Raw genomic sequence first — 18,245 nt, 5'->3', positions numbered from 1 at the left:
TTTATAGTCTCCAATATCTGAATCCGGCAGATTTTAACACATCCCTATTATATATACATTTTACATCTATAAGAACAGGATTTTTAATGGAAATTCTTTTAAGAAAATCTAATTCTATTTTTCTATATGCCATATGTGCAACCGCAACAATAATACAGGATGCCTTTTTAAGTTCTTCCACAGGGATAAGTTTTATACCATATTCTTTTAACACCTCTTTGGGGGTTGCTATGGAATCGCAAACCTGAACATTTATTCCATAGTCTTGAAGTTCAAATATAATATCCACCGCTTTTGAGTTTCTTATATCTTTGCAATCTTCCTTGAATGTTATTCCAAGGACTGTAACCGTTGCCCCGCTAATGTTATGCCCTGAGTGTATCATCTCTTTTATTGCCTTGTGTGCAATAAATTTTCCCATCCCATCGTTTATTCTTCTACCTGCAAGAATAATCTGAGGAATATATCCTATCTTTTCTGCCTTGTGTGTAAGATAGTAAGGGTCCACTCCTATGCAGTGTCCTCCTACAAGACCAGGTTTAAATCTTAGAAAGTTCCATTTTGTACCGGCAGCTTCTAATACATCGTTTGTGTCTATCCCCATTTTATCAAATAAAACAGCGAGTTCATTCATCAGTGCAATATTTAAATCCCTTTGTGTGTTTTCTATTACTTTTGCAGCCTCAGCAACCTTTATACTTGGCGCAAGGTGCACACCCGGCTCAACTATAGAACTGTACATCTTTGCAATAATTTCCAGTGTTTGTTCATCCTGAGCCGATACAACCTTTTTTATCTTTGTAAATATGTGTTCTTTATCACCAGGATTTATTCTCTCGGGACTATAACCAATCTTAAAATCTTTGCCACACTTCAACCCTGAAACTCTTTCAAGAACAGGAACACACTCTTCTTCTGTTGCACCGGGATAGACTGTGGACTCATAAACAACAATAGATTCTTTTTTTAAAGCCTTACCAACTGTTTCTGAAGCCTTATATAAAGATGTTAAATCAGGCTGGTTTGCATCATTTACGGGGGTAGGAACAGCAACAATAAAAAAATTTACTTTTTTTAAGTCTTCTATATTATCTGTAAAGTAAAGATTGGGGGATTTTAAATCTGCAGAGGGCACATCATCATTGCGGTCAAAAGCGCTTCTTAGTTCTTTTATACGTTGTTTTTTGACGTCAAAACCGAATGTTTTATATAACTTCCCGAAAGATGTCGCAACAGGCAGTCCCACATATCCAAGTCCAACTACACCTACTATTTTTTGTTTATCCATTATCATCCAAATCTACCGGTAATATAGTTTTCGGTTCTTTTGTCCTCGGGATGGGTAAAAATTTTATCTGTCCTGTTAAACTCAATGAGCTTTCCTAAAAGGAGAAAAGCAGAAAAGTCTGAAATTCTGGCCGCCTGTTGCATATTATGAGTCACGATAACAATGGTATATTTCTTCTTTAGTTCTTGAATTAACTCTTCAATCTTTGCTGTAGCAGTTGGATCTAAAGAAGAACAGGGTTCATCAAAAAGAATCACTTCAGGCTCAATAGCTAATGCTCGGGCAATGCATAGACGCTGCTGTTGACCTCCGGATAAATCCAGGGCCGAATCACCCAACCTATCTTTAACCTCGCTCCATAAGGCAGCGTCTTTCAAGGCCTGCTCAATCTTTTCTATCAATTCTTCCTTCTTTTTAATAAGTCCGTTGATTTTAAGTCCATAAGCCACGTTTTCAAAGACCGACTTAGGAAAAGGATTGGGGCGCTGAAAGACCATTCCTATCCTTCTTCTTATTCCAACAACATCTATATCTTCACCATAAATATTTTCCCCATCTAATAAAATCTCCCCTTTAACTTTTACCGAGGGGATAATATCGTTCATCCGGTTCATCGCTCGGATAAGTGTGGACTTGCCACAACCTGAAGGGCCAATAATAGCAGTAACCTTATTTTTCTCAATATCAAGACTTACATCCTCTATTGCCTGTGTGTCTGTATACCAGATATTTAAACTGCAAATGGAAATTTTAATTTCTTTTTGACTGATGAATGATGACTGGCAACTGGCAACTGGCAACTGGCAACTGGTGATTATATCTACCATTTTTTTCTCCTGCGAAAACGATTGCGCATCACAATGGATAAGGCACTCATACTCAACACTAAAAATAATAGCACCGTGGCAGTGCCATATGCAATGGGAATCTGGGCCTGAGCGTGCGTCCCTTCAGTGAGAAGCCCATAGATGTGATAGGGAAGCGCCTGGACCTCACTAAACACAGAGTTTGGCAGATGCATAATATAGAAAGTAGCCGCGGTAAAAAGAATAGAGGCAGTATCCCCGGCCGCTCTACCGATACCTAAAATAGAGCCTGTAAGGATAGAAGAAATAGAATTAGGCATTACAATACGGTAAATTGTCTGCCACTTGGTTGCCCCTAAGGCGAAAGATGCCTCACGGAAACCTTGAGGAATAGCAAGAAGCGCCTCCTCACTTGTGCGGATAACAGTGGGAAGAATCATTATTCCTAGGGTGAGCCCCCCGGAAAGAATAGAAACTCCAAAACCAAAGAATCTGACAAAGATAACCATACCAAAAAGACCAAAGACAACAGAGGGCACTCCGGCCAAGGTGCTAACACCGATTCTGATGGTCTGCACTATCCCCCCCTGTCGGGTATATTCTACTAAATAAATTGCGGCCATAACTCCTAAGGGAAGGGCAAAAAAAACTGCCACCAGGACTAAATAAAATGTGCCCACAATAGCCGGGAAAATTCCGCCAGCGGTCATAGCATCCCGGGGCATCTGTGTGAGAAACTCCCAGTTTATTACCATCGCTCCCCGGCTAATAATAAAAAAAATAACACTAAAAAGGGCAATTAACGGCAAGGCAGTGGCGGTATGCAAAAATACACTAAACACAAGTTCTTTAAATTTTCTCATATTCCTACCTGCCGGCGAAATCTTATAGAAAACCGCTCAGCCGCAATACTAAAAAGAAGTGTCAGGACAAACAGCACACATCCTATACCAAAAAGAGCGTGCATGTGAGGACTACCGCTGGCCGCTTCTCCCATCTCCAGACCAATGGTGGCGGTCATTGCCCGCACGGGCTGAAGGAAGGAGCGTGGAATAATTGCCGAGCCGCCAGCTACCATCATCACCACCATTGTTTCCCCGATGGCTCTACCCATACCCAAGATTATAGCGGTAACTATGCCTGGAAAAGCCGCAGGAAAAACTACCTTGGCTGCGGTCTCTAATTTAGTGGCCCCCAAGGCATAAGAAGCCTCCCTATAAAGGACAGGAACAGAAGAAATGACATCCTCAGATATAGTCACGATAGTAGGAAGTGCCATCAGTCCCAATAAGATGGAGGCGGTAAGGGCGGTAAACCCAATCGGCAAATCAAAGAGGCGCATTATAAAAGGGGCCAATGCCACTACACCAAAAAACCCATAAACTACCGAAGGGATAGCGCCCAATAGCTCTATTACCGGCTTTAATATTTCCTTTAATTGCGGAGAGGCCACCTCGGCAATATATACCGCTGCTCCTACTCCTAAGGGAATAGCAATACACATTGCTCCTAAGGTTACCCAAAAAGAACCAAGGATGATAGGAAGGATACCATATGCCGGTGGTTCATAAAAGAGGGGATGCCAATATCTTCCTAAGATAAACTCTCTTAATGTCACTGTCCTTAAAATGAGAAGCCCGGAGCTGAAAAGGACAACAACGATGCCGGCCAAAAAAAATACAGAAGCCAGGGCAAAAAAAAGAAATAAAAACTCAATCCCTTTACCTCGCCGGAAGAATTTTTTCATGGTTTTTTTATTATCTCCGCATCTATCCTATCTTAAGGGGGGCTCTTGTGTCAAGGTCAAAAAAAAATCTTCTTCCCCCTTTACACCACATTGGGAAAGGGGGAAGAAGAAACAGAAACTTAACATTTAACCCCGCTAAAAAAATTCTAATTGGGGCTCACTTGACCGGAACAAACCCCTGCTCGGCAACTATTTCCTGTCCACGCGGACTAAAGACAAAGTCAATGTACTGTTTAGCCAGTCCCCGGGGTTCTCCATCTGTATAAAAGAAAAGCGGTCTGCTGATGGGATATATTCCACTGACCACATTTTCCACAGTAGGAGAGATGCCGTCTACATCTACCGCCTTTGTCCTTTCATCCAAGAATCCCATACCTACATAGCCGATGGCGTGTGGAGAACCAGATACTGCCTCCACCACCGCGCCACTTGAGGCTTGAAAGATGGCTCCCGGATGGATTGCCTCTTTTTTCATCACAATGTCTACAAAAGAACCAAAGGTACCACTGCCAATATCGCGGGAGACAATCACAATCCTTCCCGGCGTGCCACCTACATCTTTCCAATCAGTTATTCGGCCGGCATAGATGTCCCGGACCTGCTTCATCGTAAGCCCTGTCACCAAATTATTGGGATGAACAATAATGGCCATCCCGTCCAGACCGATGGTATGTTCTACCGGATTTCTTCCAGCGGCCTGCATAGTCATTTTTTCCTTATGTCTCATTGGCCGAGAAGACTGGGCAACAATTCGGCCTCCTTCTACCAAAGCCCTGACACCGCCGCCTGAACCGCCACCTCTGACCGAGATATCGGCTCCGGGGTTGTCCCTCATAAAGGCTTCGGCAGTAGCCACTGTGATGGGAAAAACTGTGGTTGAGCCCTGAATAACCAGCCGCTCTGCTTTTACCTGGGCGGGAAAAATACCGGCCAGGGCAATACTTAAAACAGGGACACTTAATCCTAACATTGATAATTTTTTCATTATCTTATCTCCTTTCTAGATTCCACCCTTTTTTAAATCCCTCCCACTTGCATATATGCAAGTGGGAGGGAGAGGGTGGGAGTAATGTTACCACCTTGTCCTTAACTGGGCACGAAACTCATCATTACCTATACCTCTGCCGCCAGTCCTCTCATCGTTTATGTCACATTCAAGCCTCAAAGAGACATTCTTGGTAATGTCACAAAGAAGCGCCAAAGTTAACTGCTCACGGTCCCAGGTAAGAGGGTCTCTAAAAACCTTGGCTGTATCCACATCATACTCGCCATAGCGGATAAGCGGCTCTACAGCTGTGAAGAACCTTCCCCCGATTAAAGGGTCAGGGAACTCAACCTTGTGCGAAGCCTGCAAATACCAGGCGTCACGATCCAGTCTTCCGTCCTTGGCATCAATATACTCTGCCATGAACATAGATGCTCCCGGACGGTAGACCACTCTTCCGCCGATACGTTGCTGGTCCTTTTCTTTAGGCCAACCAATAAGTCCTCTTACATCTGCATGTGGACTATTTGCTCGACTCCAGATACCGAAACCGACTAAATCTAATGTATCCTTTTCACCAAAATGGTAACGGTAGCCTAAGCCTAAACCAATCTCATCCCCAAGCTGGCCGTGGTCATCATCATGGATGAGCCTATCTTCCACTCTCACACCGGGGTCAGTAAACCTATGATCCCCAGGGCGTCTTCTACCCAGAATTAAACCACTCCCGTAGGAGAGCCGATACCTTATATCGCCACCCATAACCTCGGGGAACATACCACCAAAGGTAAGGTTATACTGCTCATCCCGCCAGAAGGCTATCCCACCGAGTGGATAACCCGCTGTCTTGCGGTCACCTAAGTCCAGATCCCTGGGCTTAATAAAGCGGTCGGTAAGCCCTGCCTTTAACCAGTGGTCCTCCAGACTGAACCGGGTATACCACTCATCTACCTCAACCCTTGTCTCTTCAAACTTGAGCGTCCCTTTACTATAGACGCCCTCGGTTATAGTGGCTTTAAGGTCAATCTCCACCCGGTCCAGGCCAGCGTAAGAGTCGGCTTTCTCAGGGACGATAAGCTCCAGCCGTTTCTCTCCGCCAAATTCTAACCACTCGGCCCTATCAGGGCGAAAACCCCACTTCTCCTCCTCCAATGCCTTTATTCTCTTCTCCAGTTCCCTGATTTCTCTGTCACTGGCATCTACCGAAGCCGGACAGACAAGGACAGAGAAGACCAACATAAAACCTAAAACCCATATTCCTTTCTTCATTACTTTTTCCTCCTTTTTGAAATTTAATTTATTCTACGGTTATATCCTGCCCACCCATAACCCAATATAGGGAGCAGTTTTAAAAGGCTGGGTATTTTATTCTCTTCACCTCCTTGTCTTCCCTTTATTACCTTGTTATCATAAACAATTATACTTTTTGATTGTGATAAAAATATGGCGAAATTGTGAAATATATGTGAAATTTCAGGCAGGGTTAAAACAAGGTGAGAGATGACAGGTGCTCTGGTGTTCCAGTGCACTGGTGCTCTGAAATTAGGGTCTGCTGAAAAACTCATCAGACCCTGATTCCACAGATTAAAAAGCAGATTACACAGATTAAAACCCGACAACAAAATCGGTGTAATCTTTCAAAAATCTGTGTAATCAGGGCTTACTGAAAAATTTACATCTGTCAAAAGTGCAAGGTTTGGACATAAAAAGAACAAAAAATCGTGCATTTTTAGCGCTATTTTTGTGGTTTAAATTTATTAATTTCTGTCATAGTATTCAAGTTTTTAGCATTTTTCAGTAAGCCCTAATGTGGATGGTAGGACAGGTGGATACAATCTTCAGGCAGCATTTTCAACGGGATGGTTAGCAGGACAAGAATCAGCCAAGATTCTACAAGCAGAAGCAATAAAATGACGCTTTTTAAAACAAGGGAACAGTCTGATGAAAGATTTACCCATTACATTATTTTTTTACTCTCCTTAAATCCTTCCTTTAAGCATCCAATGTTTTTTTAGTGCCGAAGGGGGGAGATGAACCCGCCCTACGCTCTTTAAGGGGAAACCAAGTTTTCACCTTAATATTCCCCATCCTTTTTAAAAAGGGGAAAATTGACATTTTCCCCTTAACCCCTTTTGTGTTCAACTCCCTTACTGTTTTATATTGTTTTAGTGTTTTCCGTTGCGGGGTTTGAGCTTGTTATACTGGTGCTGGAGGTGGGAGTTGAACCCACACGGGAGTTGCCCCATCGGTTTTTGAGACCGACGTGTATGCCATTCCACCACTCCAGCGCTTTGAGCTTATTCTTTCACCACCCCTTTAATTATCGCTTCTTCTGCAGTCTCGTAAGAAAATCCTTTTTGAATTAAAAATCTTATCCAGTATGCTTTTTCTTTAATACTTGCTTGCGCCTGTGCTTTTTCTTTAATTAATCCTTTTGCAATATCCAAGTCAGATAGTTCTCTTGAAAATTCATCCAGAACATCATCTATAATATTTTTAGAAATACCAAACCCTGTAAGTTCATATCTTAATGCAGAAAATGAACGGGGAGACTTTCTTAATCTTTCTTCTATCCAGTCTTTTGCAAATTTTTTATCATCAATATAACCCAGACTTTTAAGCTTCTTTATACAGTCTTGAACTGTGTTTTTATCTTTTATTCTTTTAACAAGTCTGTCTGATAATTCTATTTCTGACCTCTGTCTTACAGAAAGAAGCCTCACTGCATAATCCATCGCAATATCTTTGCCTGTTTGACAAAAGAGATAGGGTTTATTCTTTTGTTTCTTGTTTCTTTGCCTGCTGTTTAACATTTTCTTCCAATTGTTTTAAAATTTTAGGGTTTTGCCTTAAGAAAAGTCTTGCTGATTCTCTTCCCTGTCCTAATTTTTCTGTTCCAATTGTATACCAGGAACCTGTCTTCTGAATAATCCCGTACTGAACTGCCATATCAAGAACATTTCCTTCAACAGATATGCCCTCCTCATGTAAAAGATCAAATTCTGCCTGTCTGAAAGGCGGAGCAACCTTATTCTTTACAACTTTTACTCGGACATGGGTCCCAATTACCTTATCTCCTTCTTTAATCTGTTCTATCTTTCTTATGTCAAGTCTTACGGATGAATAAAACTTCAGTGCCCTGCCACCCGGTGTAACCTCAGGATTTCCGAACATAACACCAATTTTTTCTCTTATCTGATTTATAAATATGACACAGGTTTTTGACCTGCTTATTGCGGCAGTAAGTTTTCTAAGCGCCTGCGACATAAGTCTTGCCTGAAGCCCAACATGCGCATCACCCATCTCTCCTTCTATTTCTGCCTTTGGTGTAAGCGCAGCAACAGAGTCTATAACAACTGCATCTACTGCATTTGACCTTACGAGAGTTTCTACAATCTCAAGTGCTTGTTCACCTGTATCGGGCTGGCTTATAAGAAGTTCATCAAGATTTATACCTAATTTTTTTGCATAAATTGAATCAAAGGCATGTTCTGCATCAATAAACGCACCAACACCGCCTGCCTTTTGTGCCTGTGCAAGGACACACAGTGAAAGTGTTGTCTTGCCGGATGCCTCAGGGCCAAATATTTCAATAACACGTCCCCTTGGGACTCCTCCCACACCAAGTGCAATATCAAGTGAAAGCGCTCCTGTTGAAATTGCAGGAACATCCGCCGATGTTTCATAACCAAGCCTCATAATTGAACCCTTCCCAAACTGCTTTTCAATATGGGCAAGAGCAAGCTCAAGCGCCTTTTTTCTTTCAGATTTGCCAATGTCTTTCACCTCTTTCTTTTCTTCTGCCATTTTTTTCCCTCCTCTTCTGTTGCCCGTATTTCGTCGCCTGTCCATGACCATCTGTCTTCCGTTTTTTTACCAGTATACAGGTGACGGCTTTTGCGGACGACGGAATACAATATACAGCTTTTTAATTATACCACAAGAAAATATCTCGCACACCATATTTTACGGTGTTTCGGATAAACCCAATAATGTTTGATATAAGTCTACCAATTTTGAACAAGAATTTTGTATTGAAAAATTTTCCCTTACATATTCAAACGCATCTTTGCTTATCTTTTCTGCTTCTTTCGGACTTTTAATGTATGTATTTATGGCATCTGCAATTGCTCTGGGGTTTTTGGGCTCAACCAGCAGACCTGTTTGTTTGTTTTTTATAATATCCTGTATGCCACCCACCCTTGTTCCTATAACAGGAACACCTGATGAAATTGCCTCAAGTACTGAAAGACCTAACCCCTCAGATATGCTGGGAGCAACATATATATCAAATAACGGAAGAATATGTTCAGGTTCAAAGTTTTTTTCAATAAATATTATACGGTTTTCAATATTTAGTTTTTTGACAAGTCTTTTTAAAGACTCTTTTTCAGGACCATCTCCTGCAATAACACATCCTGCATCACAGGGTATAAGGGGGATTGCTTCTATTAACCATCTTATCCCTTTTACAGGAGAAAGCCTTCCAAGAGTTCCAACAGTATACTTCCATTTATCAAAACCAAACCTTGTTTTTAACCCCTTTTTGCCATTACTGTCTGTTGGCTTAAATCTTGATGTATCTATTCCGGTGCTTATCAATTTTATTTTTTCTTCTCTTAAATGCCAATTATTTATAAGCGTACTCTTCACAGCAGGGCTTATGGCAACCACATACTTACCCCAACAGGGGAAAAGTCTTCTTCCTATATTCTTTCTGAAAAAACCATGACAGGTTGATAGATGGGGAATATGACATATCTTGCTTACAATACTTGAACAAACCTGTGTGGTATGTGTATGTGAATGGATTACCTGAATTTTATTTTCCTTTACCATGTTAGAAATCTTTATCGCACTTATAATTATCTTTGGATGTAAAATGGATTTTGTATTTAAAGGGACATAAAAATGTTGAACATCATTTTTTATTAATTCTTTTTCAACATCTCCTCCAGAAGAACATACCCATACATTATGGTTATCTTTTTTCAAAAAAACAGCATAATCTCTCACATATGATGAAATACCCCCAACCTTTAGATGATTTGTTATATGAACAATCTTCATTTTATCCTTTATTCACTGCCCCATTACTTTTTTCACTTCTTCCATAACCATTGGGACTGTTACACCTTGCATACATTTGATATTTTTGCATTTCTTTCTATAACAATTTATACATTTGATATCTGATTGAAGAACGGATATATTTTTATTTACTATATGCCATCTTGGGTTTGTAGGTCCAAATATTGCAATTGTTGGAACACCCACCGCAGATGCAAGATGCATAGATGCAGAATCTACTGTTACAACAACCTTGCATTTTTTAAATATCGCAGCAAGCCGAGATACAGTTGTTTTACCAACAAGATTTATCGGTTTTGTTTGAATCAAACCTGCAAGAAGCCTTGCATCTTTCTCTCTATCTTTTGTTCCTGTAATAAGAACCCTGCCATTAAACTCTTTTCCAAGCCTGTTTGCAAGTTCTGCATAGTTTTCAATCTTCCATATTTTTGTTTTCCAGTCAGAACTTGCCCATGCGGATATACCGAAAAGTATCTGCCCTTCTGTAAGCCATGCATCTTTTAGAATCATATCCGCAAACTCTTCATCATAATTTGTAGTCCAGAATTCAAGAGCATCGTATTTAGGTATTATACCTATCTGTTTTAGTATCTCCCACTGATGTTCTATAGGACCTGAATTAGAAGGCTTAAATGTAATCCCTTTATTAAGTAAAACCCTGCCCCATCCTCTTTTATATCCATACCTTGAACCGATAAAACTTAAAAATGAGATAATATGTGTAGTCTTGTTGTTTTGAAAATCAATACTCATATCATAACACTGAGGCTTTATTTTTTGGACAATCTCCATAAGATTTTTTATTTTTGGCTTACGGGTATCCCAGACCAAACAATTATTTATATAGGGACATCTCTGAAATACATCTACATATCTTTTATCAACAAGCACATCTATCCTTGCATGGGGAAGATTTTCTCTTAAAGCCCTTATAGAAGGAATAGAAAGAAGGACATCCCCAAGAGCACTGAGTTTTAATATAAGGATTCTTTTTTCTTTCAAAACCTCTTCATATACCTTTATTGTGTTTTCAGCCATATGTTCAAGTGTGAACCTCTGCTCTACATTTTTTCTTGCATTTATTGAAATTTGCTTTGCAATATCAGGATTTTTTATAAGTTTTATTATTGCCTCTGCCATTGCTGTCGGATCTTCAGAAGGAATAATCAAACCGGTTTTTTCATTCTCAACTATATCCAGCACCCCTCCTGAATGGACAGCAATAACAGGAACGCCTGACGCCTGTGCCTCAATGATAACCCTTCCAAATGCTTCGGGTCTTCTTGATGCAAGAACAAGAGCATCTATCTTTTGCATAATATCTGATATATTATATTGTGAGCATATAAAATGAACATTGTTTGATATACTTAACTGTTTAGAAATCTCTTCAAGTTCTCTTTTGTATGGCTTGCCCTCAGGAGCATCTCCTACGATTATTCCCTCTATATCATTGCAAGATAGGGTTTGGTATTTTAAGTTTTTAAAATTTTGAACAACTATTTTTAATCCTTGCAAAAAATCTTTATGCCCTTTTAAGGGAGTGATCCTGCCTATCATTGCAACCTTAAAACTTTTTGTCTTTGGATAATCAGTTAAAGGGAAATAGGGGAACCTTTCTATATCAACCCCTCTGTGGACAAGTCTTACTCTGTCAGGAGGGACATTAAATGTCTCAATAATGTATCTTCCCATAAAAGTACTTGGGACAATAACCCTTTTCCCCAGTGTCATGATAAAACTACCCGGATGGTATGAGTAGTATCCATGACAGGTTGTAATAAATTCTACACCTGTTTTTCTTGCAGCTATATAGCCTATTATTGCTGGAACTCTGCTTCTTGCATGCACAATCTGAATCTGCTCGTCTTTTATAATTTTTACAATTTTTTTTATAAGGGAGTGCCACAGAAAAGGATTTTTTACGCCTATGGGTAATTCATAGTGTTTCACACTGTGGTTTTCAAGCTCAAAGGTAAGCAGCCCCCCTCCACTTGCAACAACACATCTGTGACCTTTTTTAACAAGATATTTTGAAAGGTCTAATGTGCCTGTTTCAACCCCTCCTACATTCATTTGGGGCAATAATTGAAGTATATTCATAATATCTTTTTTAAGCCTTCTTTTATTCTTATGCTATCTTGAATCTTTCTTTGTTCTAAATTAAATTCTATTGCTTCTTTTATTGTGCTATAAATATCTTCCGGCTTTGATATTTTTAAAAATCTCTGCTTTTCTAATTTTTCAATAGCCTTTTCATATTTTGTTTTTAAAAGTGCAATCCTTTCTGGCAAAAATGCAATAACATAACGAGCAGAGGATTTGGCTTCCGAAAGCATTGACATACTTTCACCCGATACTACGACAATCTTTGATGTCCCAAGAATTGCCGGTATAATGTTTTTTCTGTTGTTCCTGTTTGCAATAATAAGCATCTTGCAACCTTTAACATCTTTAAATATGTCAATTAAAACATCTTCTATATCTCTTGAGGTCCTTCTTGAAGTTGTTACAAGCATATACAAGCCTTTTTCTTTTGCAATATCTAAAATCCCCTTACAAACCTTTCTAATAATATCCACAGACATTTTAGAATTTTTTGTATCTCCTCCTATAAGAAGTCCTATACAATCCTTATCTATACAAATTTCATCTTTCAGTGTTAAAGATGATGCTTTTAAAATTTCTTCATCAATAGAACTGATGGCAGTTCTTGTAATGATAATGTTACTTTTTTTAGGAGGATTATCGTGTTGAGGGACAATTGAAAGTGTGAAATTCTTAAAAGGCAAAAATGAGGGTTTCATAATAACAATATTTTTTGAAAGATTTTCTTTTGTCAGGATAAGGTTTATACCTGCCAAAGAACTACCTGCTGATATAACAATGTCTGAACATTCGGAATATATTTTTGAATAGGCTTCTTGAGCAAGAAAGTGCCTTAAAAAACCCATCTGCCCCTGTCTATAAAATAGAGAAATAATTGTAATAAGTGTTTTATAGAATGGCTTTTTATATCTTACAGGTATCTCATGGATACTGATATTTTCATTCTTAAGCCCGGCCATCTTTGTTGGGACAGAGATGTTTTTTATCTGTTTTATAATTTCCAAACACTGATTTCTGTGTCCGGCTTTTTCATCTGTAAGAAGGGTAATCTTAAAAGTTTTTTTTGTTTTCCATCTTTTATGCATCCATAGCCATTGCTGTGGATTTTTTCTTATAAATTGTTCAAATACTTTTACAAATTTTTTCAAAGAGTCTGCTTCTGTCTTTCTCTCTATTTCAGGCAGGATAAAAAGTTTATGGTAAGGACCCCTTTCTCTTATAATAAAAATTGGCAATATAGAACAGCCTGTTTTTTCTGAAATTTGAAAAGCGCCTGTGTGCCAGGAACACAGCCTTCCAAAAAATTCAACAAACTCCCCCTTTTTTCCTGCATCCTGGTCTGCAAGTATGCCTATGGCTTTGTTTTCCCTTAAACCCTTTATGATTTCTCTGACCAGTATTCCCTTCCTTATTACCTTACACCCCTTGCTTTCTCTAAACCTGTTGACAATTTTGTAAAGAACTTTCGGTTTCTGGTCTCTTGCAAGAACAAGCAAAGGATAGCCCATCATACACAAACATACAGATGCAAGTTCCCAGTTTCCGAAATGTCCCGTAAGAAGTATCAGACCCTGTTTCTTATCAAGCGCACACTCTATATTTTCTTTTCCTTCAACCTCTATATACTTATTAAAATAATTATTGTCTATCAATGGGAAACGGAGCATCTCAACGACATTCATTCCAATGTTTTCGTATGTCTTTTTTATGATGGCAAACTTTTCAAAAGGAGATTTCTCCGGAAAAGAAGCCCTCAGGTTTGCATATGCAATTTTTACCCTTTTTCTTGTGAACAGATACCCTATCCTTCCAAATAATTTACCTGTATACATTGCAGCAGATAACGGAATTTTTTGTCCAACAAATATAATAAACTCAAGCAAGTATTTCAATAAACCTCTCCTTGCCAAATGTCCAGCACACATCTACAAGAAGGATATAAACAGGAAGTAATTGAGCAGATGAGGGAAGCCTTACCCCATCTTTCTGGGTTGTTAAAATGAGCTGCCCTTTCTGCGCCGACCTGTAAATCTTCTCTATATCTCTGTCGGTGTATGCATAGTGGTCAGGGAACCTGAAAAACTGAACAATCTCTGCTTTATTTTCTTTTAACATATCTTCAAATCTTTTAGGACCTGCAATGCCGCAGAAGACTACGGTCTTTTTTTCTTTTATAAAATCTACGGGATAGAATTTATCTTCCCCGAAGGAATAGATAGCAGATGGTTTATAAGAAAAACCTGCAAGGATATCCATATTAAACCTCTGCCATTTTTCTGCCTGTTCCTGATTCCCTTTTATAACAACCGCTGATGCCCTTTTCATAGAAGAGAGCGGCTCTCTTTTCCATAAATATCTCATCTCATCCACGACTGGAACAGTAGTAATATCAATATCTTTTTTAAGCCTTCTGTGTTGGAATCCGTCATCAAGTAGAATAACATCGGGCTTAAATTTTTCATACCCAAGAAATGCGGTTTGAACTCTGTTTCTTCCTACGATAATGGGAACATTAGGGTTTCTCTTCTTTAACATTAAAGGCTCATCTCCTATTGTTTTAAAATCATAAGATTCAGAACCTGCGCCATGGGGATTAACAAAAACAATCTCTTTTGTTTTCCTTCCGTATCCTCTTGATAAAAGAACAACCTTTTTTCCGTTGTGGGTAAGATGTTTTATAATCCAATCCGAAAGAGGTGTTTTCCCTGTCCCGCCTGCAAATATGCTCCCAACGCTTATAACCTTACAATGCGGTTTTTTCGCCCCCCCGGCGGTATCATAATACATTCTATGAAGCATTGAAAAAGGCAGATAAATAGAGTTGACAATTTTAAGTATCATTCAAGCCTTTTTTATTTTTTCTAGATATTCTTTAATCTTTTTTTCGTATCCTATTTCGGTGGGAATATAATATTTTTTTTCCTCGGGTATGTATTCCTGCTGGACATAGTGGTTTTTATAATTATGCGCATATTTATAATTTTTACCTCTCCCTAATTTTTCTGCTCCACTATACGAGGCACTTTTAAGTGCGTCTGGAACCTGCATTATTCTTGACTTTTGAACATCTTTTATCGCCTTTTCTATGGCACAATAACAGGCATTTGATTTTGGAGCGCAGGCTACATATATAACTGCCTGCGCAAGAGGAATCCTGCATTCCGGAAGTCCTACAAATTCAGAAATCCCAAGCGCAGCATTTGCAACAACTATTGCCATAGGGTCGGCATTGCCCACATCTTCGCTTGCACATATAACAATTCTTCTTGCAATAAAACGAGGGTCCTCGCCTGCTTCTAACATCTTCGCCATCCAGTAAATAGCAGCATCAGGATCAGAGCCGCGCATACTTTTTATAAATGCAGAAGCAGTATCATAATGCTCATCTTCATCTGTGTCATATCTTATAGCCCTTTTCTGTATGGACTCTTCTGCAACTGCAAGCGTAAAATGTATTTTGTCATCTTTATCGGCTTGTGTGGTAAGGACACCAATCTCAAGTGCATTTAGCGCCCTTCTTGCATCTCCATCGCAGACCTTGCATAAAAATTCTTCTGCATCGTCAGAGAGTATAACCGAAATATTTCCCAATCCTCTTTCTTTGTCTTTTAATGCATTATTTATTATCTTCCCAATCTCATCTTCAGAAAGAGGGTTTAATTGAAATATCATAGAGCGGGATATAAGAGGAGAGATTATTGAGAAAAAAGGATTGTGTATTGTAGCACCTATAAGTATAAGGTTCCCGTTTTCAACATCAGGCATCAGAACATCCTGTTGAGCCTTGTTAAACCTGTGGAGTTCGTCTATAAAAAGTATTGTCTTTTTGCCCTCATACTGTTTTCTTTTTTTTGCAAGCAAGATTATTTCTCTTATCTGCGATATATTTGATTCAACTGCATTTATATCTTCAAAATGTGCCTTTGTAATCTCTGCAATAAGATATGCAAGGGCGGTCTTTCCACATCCGGCAGGTCCATACAATATAAGAGACATTATCCTGTCTGCCTCTATTGCCCTTCTTAAAAGTTTGCCCTTTCCCAATATATGTTCCTGTCCTATCCATTCCTGCAGGTTTCTCGGACGCATACGGTATGCAAGAGGAATCTGGTCCTTGTTATTTTTATTAAATAAATTTTTCATATCAGTTAATATGTTATTAATGTTTATCGTAGAGGCCGCTCCCCGTTCCCCGAAATGTCAGAACACCGGAGCGCAAGTCACCTGTCACATAGAGCAATATTATCAATAAGCCTTGTCCTGCCTATCCTTACAGCAACTATGGCAATTGCCCTTTTTTCAATTTTTGAAAGAACATCAAAACTATCACGGTCAATTATATTTGCATACTGCAATTTTACACCTTTTTCTCTTAATATTCTTTTTTTCATTGCAGATTCTATAAACATACAATCTTTTACACCCTGTTCTACCATCTTTTTGCTAATATTTAACGCATCATACAGGCACAGTGCTTTTTGATGTTCTTCTGGTGTAAGATACGCATTTCTTGAACTTATTGCAAGACCATCTTTTTCACGAACTGTCGGAAGAATTTTAATTTTTATATCTATATTCAGGTCTTTTACCATCCTTTTTATAACAGAACACTGCTGTCTGTCCTTCTGTCCAAAATAGGCTACATCCGCTTTTAGTATGTTAAAAAATTTTATAACAACTGTTGCTACACCCTTGAAATGCCCCGGTCTTATACTACCTTCAAAACATTCAAGTGAACCTTCAACCTGTATATATGTGGAAAAACCTTCAGGATACATCTGTTTTGCATAGGGATAAAAAAGTGCATCTATACAAAATGGTTTAAGCATATTTATATCCCTGGATATGTTCCTCGGATATTGCTTAAAGTCTTCATTTGGACCAAACTGCGCCGGATTTACAAATATACTTACCACTGTAAAATCTGTTTCTTTCTTTGACTGTCTTACCAGGGAAAGATGCCCCTCATGAAGACACCCCATGGTCGGGACAAAACCAATCTTTCCTTTTAATTTATACTGGTTTGATAATTTTTGCATTTCAATAATTGAACGAATTATTTTCATATATTGTTTAGTTATAAGTCTGTTGCACAATTTTCCCGTCACCTGTTACCGGTCACATAATTCTATGGAAGTGAGTGCAACCTCATAAGATTGGAGTTTTGGAAGTTGTTACACAAGATATTATAAGTCTTTTTGATAATTAAACAAGATGTCCTAATTTTTATATAGATTTTTATGTGAGGTAATGATATAATTTCATATAGATTTTTGATGGGGCAATTCGTAAGGAAAAATGATAATCAGGAAAAATATACAATTAACCGGGATAGTAACAGTCCTTTGTCTTACAACCGTTTTTTCTTTCACCCACACTACCAATAAGGAAAACGGGAAACGGGAAAGAACTATAAAAGAAGCTCAGGAACTATCCTTCGGGGAAAAAAACTGGCAGATAGAGGAAACAAAACACTTCATCATCTTCTCCCATCGGGGAGTAAGCCATATAAGGAAGAAACTGGATAAAGAACTAAAAAGTTCTGCCCTGCAGATAGCCAGGAGGATCGGTTATGAAGATTTCCAGTTATACCGAGGTAAGGGCGACGACTGGGATAAGAAATTTAAGTTTTTCATCTACGGCAGCCATGAGAGCTGGTTGGAGGCACAGAAAAAGTTTGGAAGAAGCGAAAGGGTATCTGACGAATGACACTGCCTCAACTGAAGAAACAATCATAGAGGAATACGACCACAGGTGGCGTATTGAATGTCTGTTTAAAGAGCTGGAGTTTCTAGGTTTTCACAAGCTCCCCTCGACAGAGCTAAATCAGGCGACAATGTCTCTGGGGACAAAGCTTGTGGCTTGCAACATCCTAAGTTCTTTCCGCAGAGACATAGGCGGAGAATTTTCTTCCAGGGAGCTTAAAGGAATCCTGAAAGAATTCTTGAGAGAACAAGCATTCGTCAAAGCAGAGGGAAGGACAGTGCATGTTACTTTCTACGGTCACCGACACGAGGACATCCTTCGTCCCCTTTTCAGCGGATTGAACGAGAGGCTTGCCGAGAAAGGGATTGACGAAAGAGTGCCCTGGTTAGGGTATCGGAAGTTGGAGTTCCACTTCAACTGAAGAAAAAAATCGCAAAAAATTTGACAGCCCTGGCATCATGTGGTATAATTGCAAAAAGAGAGTGCTTCTTTGGAATCCCAGGATGAGCGAAA

General features: G+C 39.1%; 17 protein-coding genes and 1 tRNA gene. 2 read left to right on the top strand and 16 right to left on the bottom strand.

Translation table 11 applies throughout. The features are described from left to right. Window position 1: 1 nt before the first annotated feature. From B9J78_03040 to B9J78_02965, 16 genes are all read right to left on the bottom strand, one after another. On the bottom strand, window positions 2–1,288 hold the full coding sequence (locus tag B9J78_03040) for a GDP-mannose dehydrogenase (protein MBA2123901.1): 1,287 nt from the start codon (window positions 1,286–1,288) through the stop codon (window positions 2–4). 2 nt (window positions 1,289–1,290) lie between these two features. Then, window positions 1,291–2,115, bottom strand: a complete 825-nt coding sequence (locus B9J78_03035) for a phosphate ABC transporter ATP-binding protein (GenBank protein MBA2123900.1) — start codon at window positions 2,113–2,115, stop codon at window positions 1,291–1,293. Next, window positions 2,109–2,957 (bottom strand): phosphate ABC transporter, permease protein PstA, encoded by an 849-nt coding sequence (locus B9J78_03030; protein MBA2123899.1) that lies wholly within the window; start codon window positions 2,955–2,957, stop codon window positions 2,109–2,111. Before B9J78_03030 ends, B9J78_03035 begins: the two co-directional genes overlap by 7 nt. After that, complete coding sequence (locus B9J78_03025) at window positions 2,954–3,841, bottom strand: phosphate ABC transporter permease subunit PstC (GenBank protein MBA2123898.1); 888 nt, start codon at window positions 3,839–3,841, stop codon at window positions 2,954–2,956. Before B9J78_03025 ends, B9J78_03030 begins: the two co-directional genes overlap by 4 nt. Before the next feature lie 157 nt (window positions 3,842–3,998). Beyond that, the gene (locus B9J78_03020; GenBank protein ID MBA2123897.1) at window positions 3,999–4,826 is read right to left on the bottom strand and encodes a hypothetical protein; all 828 of its coding nucleotides are present in this window, start codon (window positions 4,824–4,826) and stop codon (window positions 3,999–4,001) included. Between the two features lie 87 nt (window positions 4,827–4,913). Next, window positions 4,914–6,095 carry a hypothetical protein gene (locus tag B9J78_03015; protein ID MBA2123896.1) on the bottom strand — a complete coding sequence of 394 codons (1,182 nt, stop codon included), beginning with the start codon at window positions 6,093–6,095 and terminating at the stop codon, window positions 4,914–4,916. A gap of 23 nt (window positions 6,096–6,118) precedes the next feature. Further along, entirely contained in the window at window positions 6,119–6,391 is a 273-nt protein-coding gene (locus B9J78_03010; GenBank protein MBA2123895.1) for a hypothetical protein, read from the bottom strand. A 637-nt stretch (window positions 6,392–7,028) separates the two neighbouring features. Continuing rightward, window positions 7,029–7,114: transfer RNA gene (locus tag B9J78_03005), tRNA-Leu, on the bottom strand. 9 nt (window positions 7,115–7,123) lie between these two features. Further along, a complete protein-coding gene (locus tag B9J78_03000) occupies window positions 7,124–7,639 on the bottom strand; it encodes a hypothetical protein (protein ID MBA2123894.1) in 516 nt (171 codons plus the stop codon). Then, window positions 7,599–8,633: a recombinase RecA gene (locus B9J78_02995; protein MBA2123893.1), complete on the bottom strand. Its 1,035-nt coding sequence runs from the start codon at window positions 8,631–8,633 to the stop codon at window positions 7,599–7,601. The genes B9J78_03000 and B9J78_02995 overlap by 41 nt, the downstream gene beginning before the upstream one ends. Window positions 8,634–8,792: 159 nt before the next feature. Beyond that, on the bottom strand, window positions 8,793–9,896 hold the full coding sequence (locus B9J78_02990) for a hypothetical protein (GenBank protein MBA2123892.1): 1,104 nt from the start codon (window positions 9,894–9,896) through the stop codon (window positions 8,793–8,795). Between the two features lie 12 nt (window positions 9,897–9,908). Next, entirely contained in the window at window positions 9,909–12,020 is a 2,112-nt protein-coding gene (locus B9J78_02985; protein ID MBA2123891.1) for a hypothetical protein, read from the bottom strand. Next, entirely contained in the window at window positions 12,017–13,951 is a 1,935-nt protein-coding gene (locus B9J78_02980; protein MBA2123890.1) for a hypothetical protein, read from the bottom strand. The genes B9J78_02985 and B9J78_02980 overlap by 4 nt, the downstream gene beginning before the upstream one ends. Further along, the gene (locus B9J78_02975) at window positions 13,902–14,867 is read right to left on the bottom strand and encodes a tetraacyldisaccharide 4'-kinase (GenBank protein MBA2123889.1); all 966 of its coding nucleotides are present in this window, start codon (window positions 14,865–14,867) and stop codon (window positions 13,902–13,904) included. The genes B9J78_02980 and B9J78_02975 overlap by 50 nt, the downstream gene beginning before the upstream one ends. Further along, the gene (locus tag B9J78_02970) at window positions 14,868–16,169 is read right to left on the bottom strand and encodes an AAA family ATPase (protein ID MBA2123888.1); all 1,302 of its coding nucleotides are present in this window, start codon (window positions 16,167–16,169) and stop codon (window positions 14,868–14,870) included. It abuts the gene before it with no gap. A gap of 77 nt (window positions 16,170–16,246) precedes the next feature. Continuing rightward, on the bottom strand, window positions 16,247–17,092 hold the full coding sequence (locus B9J78_02965) for a pantoate--beta-alanine ligase (protein MBA2123887.1): 846 nt from the start codon (window positions 17,090–17,092) through the stop codon (window positions 16,247–16,249). A 232-nt stretch (window positions 17,093–17,324) separates the two neighbouring features. On the opposite strand from B9J78_02965, the gene B9J78_02960 reads away from it, so the two are divergent. Together B9J78_02960 and B9J78_02955 are read left to right on the top strand one after the other, a co-directional pair. Continuing rightward, window positions 17,325–17,735, top strand: coding sequence for a hypothetical protein (locus tag B9J78_02960; protein ID MBA2123886.1), 411 nt, complete (start codon window positions 17,325–17,327; stop codon window positions 17,733–17,735). Next, on the top strand, window positions 17,704–18,153 hold the full coding sequence (locus tag B9J78_02955; GenBank protein MBA2123885.1) for a hypothetical protein: 450 nt from the start codon (window positions 17,704–17,706) through the stop codon (window positions 18,151–18,153). The genes B9J78_02960 and B9J78_02955 overlap by 32 nt, the downstream gene beginning before the upstream one ends. Window positions 18,154–18,245: the final 92 nt, after the last annotated feature.

This window comes from bacterium Unc6 (assembly GCA_013626165.1).
In the GTDB taxonomy this organism is placed as follows: domain Bacteria; phylum Omnitrophota; class Gorgyraeia; order Velesiimonadales; family Velesiimonadaceae; genus Velesiimonas; species Velesiimonas alkalicola.
The sequence above is the reverse complement of the archived record's forward strand: the minus strand, read 5'-3'. Positions and strand labels throughout refer to the sequence as shown.

What these genes read in the sequence shown, in the direction of transcription:
- B9J78_03035 (MBA2123900.1), bottom strand. Translation starts at nt 2,115, where the DNA reads ATGGTAGATATAATCACCAGTTGCCAGTTGCCAGTTGCCAGTTGCCAG.
- B9J78_03025 (MBA2123898.1), bottom strand. Translation starts at nt 3,841, where the DNA reads ATGAAAAAATTCTTCCGGCGAGGTAAAGGGATTGAGTTTTTATTTCTT.
- B9J78_02990 (MBA2123892.1), bottom strand. Translation starts at nt 9,896, where the DNA reads ATGAAGATTGTTCATATAACAAATCATCTAAAGGTTGGGGGTATTTCA.
- B9J78_03040 (MBA2123901.1), bottom strand. Translation starts at nt 1,288, where the DNA reads ATGGATAAACAAAAAATAGTAGGTGTAGTTGGACTTGGATATGTGGGA.
- B9J78_02965 (MBA2123887.1), bottom strand. Translation starts at nt 17,092, where the DNA reads ATGAAAATAATTCGTTCAATTATTGAAATGCAAAAATTATCAAACCAG.
- B9J78_03030 (MBA2123899.1), bottom strand. Translation starts at nt 2,957, where the DNA reads ATGAGAAAATTTAAAGAACTTGTGTTTAGTGTATTTTTGCATACCGCC.
- B9J78_02980 (MBA2123890.1), bottom strand. Translation starts at nt 13,951, where the DNA reads ATGTGTGCTGGACATTTGGCAAGGAGAGGTTTATTGAAATACTTGCTT.
- B9J78_02960 (MBA2123886.1), top strand. Translation starts at nt 17,325, where the DNA reads ATGATAATCAGGAAAAATATACAATTAACCGGGATAGTAACAGTCCTT.
- B9J78_02995 (MBA2123893.1), bottom strand. Translation starts at nt 8,633, where the DNA reads ATGGCAGAAGAAAAGAAAGAGGTGAAAGACATTGGCAAATCTGAAAGA.
- B9J78_02970 (MBA2123888.1), bottom strand. Translation starts at nt 16,169, where the DNA reads ATGAAAAATTTATTTAATAAAAATAACAAGGACCAGATTCCTCTTGCA.
- B9J78_03015 (MBA2123896.1), bottom strand. Translation starts at nt 6,095, where the DNA reads ATGAAGAAAGGAATATGGGTTTTAGGTTTTATGTTGGTCTTCTCTGTC.
- B9J78_03010 (MBA2123895.1), bottom strand. Translation starts at nt 6,391, where the DNA reads ATGAGTTTTTCAGCAGACCCTAATTTCAGAGCACCAGTGCACTGGAAC.
- B9J78_03020 (MBA2123897.1), bottom strand. Translation starts at nt 4,826, where the DNA reads ATGAAAAAATTATCAATGTTAGGATTAAGTGTCCCTGTTTTAAGTATT.
- B9J78_03000 (MBA2123894.1), bottom strand. Translation starts at nt 7,639, where the DNA reads ATGTTAAACAGCAGGCAAAGAAACAAGAAACAAAAGAATAAACCCTAT.
- B9J78_02975 (MBA2123889.1), bottom strand. Translation starts at nt 14,867, where the DNA reads ATGATACTTAAAATTGTCAACTCTATTTATCTGCCTTTTTCAATGCTT.
- B9J78_02985 (MBA2123891.1), bottom strand. Translation starts at nt 12,020, where the DNA reads ATGAATATACTTCAATTATTGCCCCAAATGAATGTAGGAGGGGTTGAA.